This window comes from Cupriavidus sp. FW305-27 (genome assembly GCF_058787995.1).
On the sequence record NZ_JBYTAG010000124.1, the window covers coordinates 1 to 6,907 of the forward strand.

8 protein-coding genes are annotated in these 6,907 nt (G+C 67.2%); 7 read left to right on the forward strand and 1 reads right to left on the reverse strand.

The genetic code is table 11. The features are described from left to right. From AC3WRI_RS32610 to AC3WRI_RS32635, 6 genes are all read left to right on the forward strand, one after another. On the forward strand, window positions 1-345 hold a 345-nt coding region (locus AC3WRI_RS32610), incomplete at its 5' end, for an NAD(P) transhydrogenase subunit alpha part 2 (protein WP_492294979.1). After that, window positions 342-1,811 (forward strand): NAD(P)(+) transhydrogenase (Re/Si-specific) subunit beta, encoded by a 1,470-nt coding sequence (locus tag AC3WRI_RS32615; RefSeq protein ID WP_492294981.1) that lies wholly within the window; start codon window positions 342-344, stop codon window positions 1,809-1,811. The genes AC3WRI_RS32610 and AC3WRI_RS32615, both read left to right, overlap by 4 nt. A 23-nt stretch (window positions 1,812-1,834) precedes the next feature. Beyond that, complete coding sequence (locus AC3WRI_RS32620) at window positions 1,835-2,623, forward strand: SDR family NAD(P)-dependent oxidoreductase (protein WP_492294983.1); 789 nt, start codon at window positions 1,835-1,837, stop codon at window positions 2,621-2,623. A gap of 29 nt (window positions 2,624-2,652) precedes the next feature. After that, a complete protein-coding gene (locus tag AC3WRI_RS32625) occupies window positions 2,653-3,714 on the forward strand; it encodes a phosphotransferase family protein (RefSeq protein WP_492294985.1) in 1,062 nt (353 codons plus the stop codon). 196 nt (window positions 3,715-3,910) lie between these two features. Further along, window positions 3,911-4,165 (forward strand): hypothetical protein, encoded by a 255-nt coding sequence (locus tag AC3WRI_RS32630; protein ID WP_010808930.1) that lies wholly within the window; start codon window positions 3,911-3,913, stop codon window positions 4,163-4,165. Between the two features lie 83 nt (window positions 4,166-4,248). Then, a complete protein-coding gene (locus AC3WRI_RS32635) occupies window positions 4,249-4,650 on the forward strand; it encodes a hypothetical protein (RefSeq protein WP_010808929.1) in 402 nt (133 codons plus the stop codon). Here AC3WRI_RS32635 and ppk2 read toward each other — a convergent pair whose 3' ends face one another. Beyond that, complete coding sequence (gene ppk2, locus AC3WRI_RS32640) at window positions 4,651-5,535, reverse strand: polyphosphate kinase 2 (RefSeq protein WP_010808928.1); 885 nt, start codon at window positions 5,533-5,535, stop codon at window positions 4,651-4,653. It abuts the gene before it with no gap. 340 nt (window positions 5,536-5,875) lie between these two features. Here ppk2 and AC3WRI_RS32645 point away from each other — a divergent pair. Then, window positions 5,876-6,907 (forward strand): DUF3300 domain-containing protein (locus AC3WRI_RS32645; protein WP_492294987.1); only part of this gene is annotated, 1,032 nt, incomplete at its 3' end.

A 6,907-nucleotide genomic window follows, 5' to 3' on the forward strand; every position in this document is an offset into this window, starting at 1 on the left:
ATGGTTAGCCACACGGTGATCAACCTGATCATCTTTGTACTGGCGATCTACGTGGGCTACCACGTGGTCTGGACGGTCACCCCCGCGCTGCACACGCCGCTGATGGCGGTGACCAACGCAATCTCGGCCATCATCATCGTCGGCGCCATGCTGGCCGCCGGCTTGACCGAGGGCTATGTTGGCCGCGCCATGGGCACGCTGGCAGTGGCGCTGGCTGCCGTCAATGTGTTCGGCGGCTTCCTGGTCACGCAGCGCATGCTGGGGATGTTCAGGAAGAAGGCACCCAGGGCGCAGCCCGAAGCCAAGGGGCAGCCCGGCGGAAAGCTGGCGGAGGTGGCGCAATGAATGGCCTGTCGATGAATATGGTGACGCTGTCCTACCTGGGCGCGTCCGTGTGCTTTATCCAGGCGCTCAAGGGGCTGTCACACCCGACCACGGCGCGGCGCGGCAATGTCTTCGGCATGGCCGGGATGGTGGTCGCGGCGCTTACCACGGTGGCGCTGATCTTCAAGCTGAAGAGTGGGTTGTTGTCCGGCGGGGCGGACCCGTCCGCGCCGGGCACCGGCCTGGCGCTGATCCTGGCCGCGCTGGTGGTGGGCGGCGGCATCGGCGCCTATGTGGCGAAGAAGGTGCAGATGACCAAGATGCCGGAACTGGTGGCGGCGATGCACTCGCTGATCGGCCTGGCCGCGGTGTTTATCTCGGTGGCGGCAGTGGCGGAGCCCGCTGCCTTCGGCATCACGGCTGCCGGTTCGCACGACATTCCGCTGGGCAACCGCATCGAACTCTTCATCGGCTGCTTCGTCGGTGCCATCACGTTCTCGGGCTCGGTGATCGCCTTCGGCAAGCTGGCCGGGCGCTACAAGTTCCGCCTGTTCCAGGGCGCGCCGGTGGTGTTTGCCGGCCAGCACTGGCTGAACCTGCTGCTGGCGGTGGCGATGGTGGGCTTCGGCATTGCGTTCTTTCTGACGCAGGCGTGGATGCCGTTCCTGGTCATGCTGGCGCTCGCCTTCGTGCTGGGCGTGCTGATCATCATCCCGATCGGCGGCGCCGACATGCCGGTGGTGGTGTCGATGCTGAACTCGTACTCGGGCTGGGCGGCGGCGGGCATCGGCTTCTCGCTGAACAACCCGATGCTGATCATCGCCGGCTCGCTGGTGGGTTCCTCCGGCGCGATCCTTTCGTACATCATGTGTCGGGCGATGAACCGCTCGTTCTTCAACGTGATCCTTGGGGGCTTCGGCAGCGACGCCACCGCCGCGAGCGGGCCGGCAGGGCAGGCGCAGCGCAGCGTGAAGTCCGGCTCGGCCGACGACGCCGCCTTCCTGATGGGCAACGCCGAGACGGTCATCATCGTGCCGGGCTACGGCCTGGCGGTGGCGCGCGCGCAGCACGCGCTGAAAGAATTGACCGAAGCGCTCACGGAGAAGGGCGTGACCGTCAAGTACGCGATCCACCCGGTGGCCGGCCGCATGCCGGGTCACATGAACGTGCTGCTGGCCGAGGCCGAGGTGCCGTACGACCAGGTCTTCGAGATGGAAGACATCAACAGCGAGTTCGGCCAGGCTGACGTGGTGCTGGTGCTGGGCGCCAACGACGTGGTCAACCCGGCGGCCAAGAACGACCCCCAGTCGCCGATCGCCGGCATGCCGATCCTGGAGGCGTACAAGGCCAAGACCATCATCGTCAACAAGCGCTCGATGGCTGCCGGCTATGCCGGGCTGGACAACGAGCTGTTCTACATGGACAAGACCATGATGGTGTTCGGCGACGCCAAGAAGGTGGTCGAGGACATGCTCAAGGCCGCCTGAGCCCGATGCAGAGGAGACAGGCAATGAACCAGCAAGAACGCAACCTCGGCCTGTTCGCCGACCTGGAAGGTAAGGTGGCGCTGGTGACCGGGGCCTTTGGCGGCCTGGGCCTGCATTTTGCGCAGACGCTGGCGCGCGCCGGCTGCAAGGTGGCACTGGCGGGGCGGCGCGTGGCCGAAGGCGAGGCCGTGCTGGCGGAGCTGCGCAGGCAGGGCGGGCAAGGCTGCGTCGTTGCGCTCGACGTCAGGGATCCGGCGTCGGTCGGTGCGGCGTTCGAGACGGCGCGCCAACAGCTCGGCCCGGTCCGGGTGGTCGTCAACAGCGCCGGCATCGCCACCACCGGGCCGGCCATGGAGGTGGACGAGGCCGCCTGGCAAGGCGTGATCGATACCAACCTGAACGGCGCCTGGCGCGTGGCGCAATGCGCGGCGCGGATGATGCGCGACTCCGGCAGCGGCGGCAGCATCGTCAATATCGCGTCGATCCTCGGCCTGCGCGTGGCGCAGCAGGTCCCCGCCTACACCGCCGCGAAGGCGGGCCTGATCCACCTGACGCGCTCGCTGGCGCTGGAATGGGCGCGGCACGGGATCCGCGTGAACGCGCTGGCGCCGGGCTACTTCGAAACCGACATCAACCGCAGCTTCTTCGAGACCGACAGCGGCCGGGCCATGATCGGCCGCATTCCGCAGCGCCGGCTCGGCCAGGCCCGCCAGCTCGACGGTGCGCTGCTGCTGCTGGCCTCGGATGCTTCCGACTACATGACCGGTACGGTGCTGCCCGTGGACGGCGGCCACGCGGTCAGCTCGCTGTGAGCCCAGCCGCAATCGAGGAGAGCGATCCGGTGCAACCAGCCCTTGCAGTTCCCGCCGCGACTGGCGGATCGGGTTTCGACAGCGCAGCCCTGGCAGCGCTGCTGCACGCAGAAGGCCTGATCGACCGGCCCGAACTGACCCTGGAGCGCCTTGCCGGCGGCCAGTCCAATCCGACCTACCGGCTGGCCTGCGGTGCGCAGCAATACGTGCTGCGCACCAAGCCGCCGGGCCAGTTGCTGTCGTCCGCACATGCCATCGACCGCGAGTACCGCGTGATGCGCGCGCTGCGCGACAGCGACGTGCCGGTGCCGCGGGTCCACCTGTACAGCGAAGACACCGCGATCCTTGGCACGCCTTTCTACGTGATGGGATTCCTGCAGGGCCGCGTGGTCTATGACCAGTCCCTGCCGGGCCAGTCCCAGCAACAGCGCGCCGCGCTCTACCGCGAGATGAACCGCGTGATCGGCGCCTTGCACCGGGTGGATTACCGCGCCGCCGGCCTGGCGGACTATGGCCGGAGCGGTGGCTACGTGGCGCGCCAGGTCGCGCGCTGGGCCGGCCAGTGCCGAGACACCGGCATCGGCGACAACAAGGCGCTGGCGGCGCTGGCAGAGTGGCTGCCGCAGCACGTCCCGGACGCGGAGCAGACCAGCGTGGTACATGGCGACTACCGCATGGACAACCTCGTCTTCCATCCCACCGAGCCCCGCGTCATCGGCGTGCTCGACTGGGAGCTGTCCACGCTCGGCCACCCGCTGGCGGACCTGGCCTACCACTGCATGAGCTGGCATATCCCGGCCGACCTGTGGCGCGGTATCGGCGGGCTCGACCTGCAGGCGCTGGGCATTCCCGACGAGGCGACCTACCTGCGCTGGTACGGCGAGGCCAACGGCACGCACGCGCTCGAGCACTGGGACTTCTATCTTGCCTACAACTTCTTCCGGCTCGCGGCGATCATGCACGGCATCGGGCAGCGAGCCAGGAGCGGCAACGCCGCCGCGGCGGATGCCGTGGAGACAGGCAGGAAGGCGGCGCCGCTGGCCGAACTGGGGTGGCAATTCGCGATGCGCTACCGCGCGGCAGGGCGCTAGTGTCGGCGCACGGTCCGGCGCCAGCCGGATCGAAGCCGCCGCAGGTGGCGGAATCTGCCCTGGACTCCTTATCGGGAATCAAAGTTTGCCTTCCGATCCGGCCTGGCTTAAAGATAGGAAGGGGAGATGGGCCCGCGGATTCAAGGGCCGCATCGGAACCGGGCTGTCTGGCATCCCGAGCCTTCAGGAGACGTCAATGAGTGTGCTGATGCTTGTGAATATCGATACGGCGACAACCGACGAGGAAATCCAGGAGTTCATCGGTCGTTACGGCTTCCCGGCCTGCGATGAGATCGAGCGCGTTCCGGGAGACGGCACCCGCCCGGCGGTGTCGCTGCATTTCAATTCGGTCGATGGGGCCGCGCTGCGGCTGCTGCAGCCGCGCATCAACCACCTGTTCTGGAAGCAGCGCAAGGTGGACGCGATGGTGCTGACCGAGCGCTTCGAATAGGCCGCTGCCGCGGCTGGCGGGCATGTGGGTCCGGTGCTTCCGCGCTTGCCCGATTGGGGGCGTGCCATGGCGGAGGAGGCAAGATGAACAGGCGATACACGATCCTGCACGCGCTGGCATGCAGTGCCGCAATGCTGGCGGGTGCAATGTCGGCGGGGCCGGCCGTTGCCTATTTTGACCACTACCTGGGCGGCACCATCGTCGGCACGCTTACCCAGGACCAGCTCACGGCGTTGACGGCTGTCTTCCGCAGGACCCTGGAGCAGGGCGCCGACGGCGCCCGCATGACGTTCAGGCTGCCGCCCGACACGCGCGAGCGGCAGGTCGAAGGTTCCTTCACGCCATTGCAGTCCCGGCGCGACCACGGCGACCGCTGCCGGCAACTGCGCAGTGAATTCCGCCGGGCCGGCGAAACCGAAGCCTGGACCGGGTGGTACTGCAAGGAGAAGGACGGCAACTGGAGGTCGCGCAAGCTGCCGAAGTAGCTAGTACCGGTCTTCGACGTACCGATAGGGATAGTCGGGCTCCCGGTATCCGCCCGCCTTCTGCCTGGCAGGCAGCTTGACCGGCTTGCGTTCGATCGCCTGGTACGGGATCTGTGCCAGCAGGTGCGTGATGATGTTCAGGCGCGCCCGGCGCTTGTCATTGGAATTGGCCACATGCCATGGGGCATAGTCGGTATCGGATGCGGCAAACATGGCGTCGCGCGCGCGTGAATAGTCGTACCAGCGGCTGTACGAGCGCAAGTCCATGTCAGTGAGCTTCCAGACCTTGCGGCCGTCCTTGATGCGTCCCTGCAGGCGGCGGGTCTGCTCCTCCGGGCTGACCTCGAGCCAGTACTTGATCAGGATGATGCCGGAATGCACGATGGCGCGTTCGACCAGCGGGACGGCGCGCAGAAACTCGTCGGCCTGCGCTTCGGTGCAGAATCCCATCACGCGTTCGACGCCGGCGCGGTTGTACCAGCTCCGGTCGAAGATGACGATCTCTCCCGCGGCGGGCAGGTGCGGCAGGTAGCGCTGCACGTACATCTGGCTCTTTTCGCGGTCGGTCGGCGCGGGCAGGGCGACCACGCGGAAAATGCGCGGGCTGACGCGTTCCGTGATGGCCTTGATAGCGCCGCCCTTGCCGGCACCGTCGCGCCCTTCGAACACCACGCAGACCTTGCTGCCGCTGGCCTGCACCCATTGCTGCAGCTTGACCAGCTCGACATGAAGGGTGAAGAGCGCCTTCTGGTATTCCTTCTCCGACATGCGCTCGCGCTGCTGCTGGTCCGGCTTTTCGTCGAGGCTGTCAGCCGGGCCTGGTTCGCGCGGCGGCTCCGCCTGGCTCCCGTTGCCGCCGTGGCGCTTCCCTTTTCGCTTGGCCATGATCTTCCTCCACTGACGTACCGGTGCCTTGAGGGTCCGGTCATGCACCTTCAAACCTGGGGGTACCGCTTGCATGCGCGCTGGCGGCTCGTTTCTACGATAGGAACAAAATCGGGGGAAATCCTCATGCCGATCCGTTTTCCTGTCGCAACCCTTGCCGGGCGGCGACCGGAATTCGGTTGAATTTCAATGTCTTCCGTACTACCTTCGTAGCGCGTATGGAGCAATATCCGCTCTGTATGCCGGCTGGCAATGGCGCGCGGCAGGAGAACATCCTCAAGCCCGGCGCGCTGCCCCAGTACGCCTCGGATGGCTCCGTCACCGGCTGCGAGGAGGGAACATGGCCTTTCTGGTCAGGCGGCTGCTCAGGTCCGGCTGCGCATGGCTGTTTGTCGCGCTGGTGGCGGGAGCGGGCGGCGCCGCTGCCCAAGACTTACAGAACCCGCCACCCACCTTCAAGCCCGAGGAGCTTGAGGCGCTGGTCGCGCCGATCGCGCTCTATCCCGATTCCGTGTTGTCGCAGGTGCTGATGGCCTCCACCTATCCGCTGGAGATCGTGCACGCGGCGCGCTGGGTCAAGGCCAATCCCAAGGTCAAGGGCGACGCCGCGGTCAAGGCCGTGGCCGACCAGCCCTGGGATGTCAGCGTGAAGTCGCTGGTGGCCTTCCCGCAGGTGCTTGAGCCGATGAACGACAAGCTCGACTGGACGCAGAAGCTGGGCGATGCCTTCCTGGCCCAGGAGAAAGACGTGCTGGCCGCGGTCCAGCGGCTGCGCAACAAGGCCCAGCAATCCGGCAACCTCAAGACCACCGAACAGCAGAAGGTCATTGTCGAGCCCGCGACCACGGCGGCGCCAGGCGTGCAGACCGTGGTGCGCATCGAACCGGCCGACCCGCAGGTCATCTACGTCCCGGCCTACAACCCCACCGTGGTCTACGGCTCCTGGGGTTATCCGTCCTACCCGCCGTACTACTGGCCGCCTTATCCCGCCTACTACCCGGGCGCCGCGCTGGCCACGGGCTTTGCCTGGGGCATCGGGCTGGCCGCCGCCGGGGCGATCTTCGGCAACTGCAACTGGGGCGGCGGCGACGTGAACATCAATGTCAACCGGGCCACCAATATCGACCGCAACTTTGACCGCACCAAGGTACAGGCGGGCGGGCGCTGGCAGCATGACGCCAGTCACCGCCAGGGCGTGGCCTACCGCGACAACGCCACCCGCGAGAAATTCTCGCGCGATGTGCCAGGCGGGGACCGGCGCAATGAGTTCCGCGGTCGCGAGGGCGGTGCCGGCGTGTCCGACCGCGCGGCGCGCGACCGGGCAGGCGGGCAGGAGCGGCCGGGTGCCGGGGATCGGGCCGGAGACCGGGCG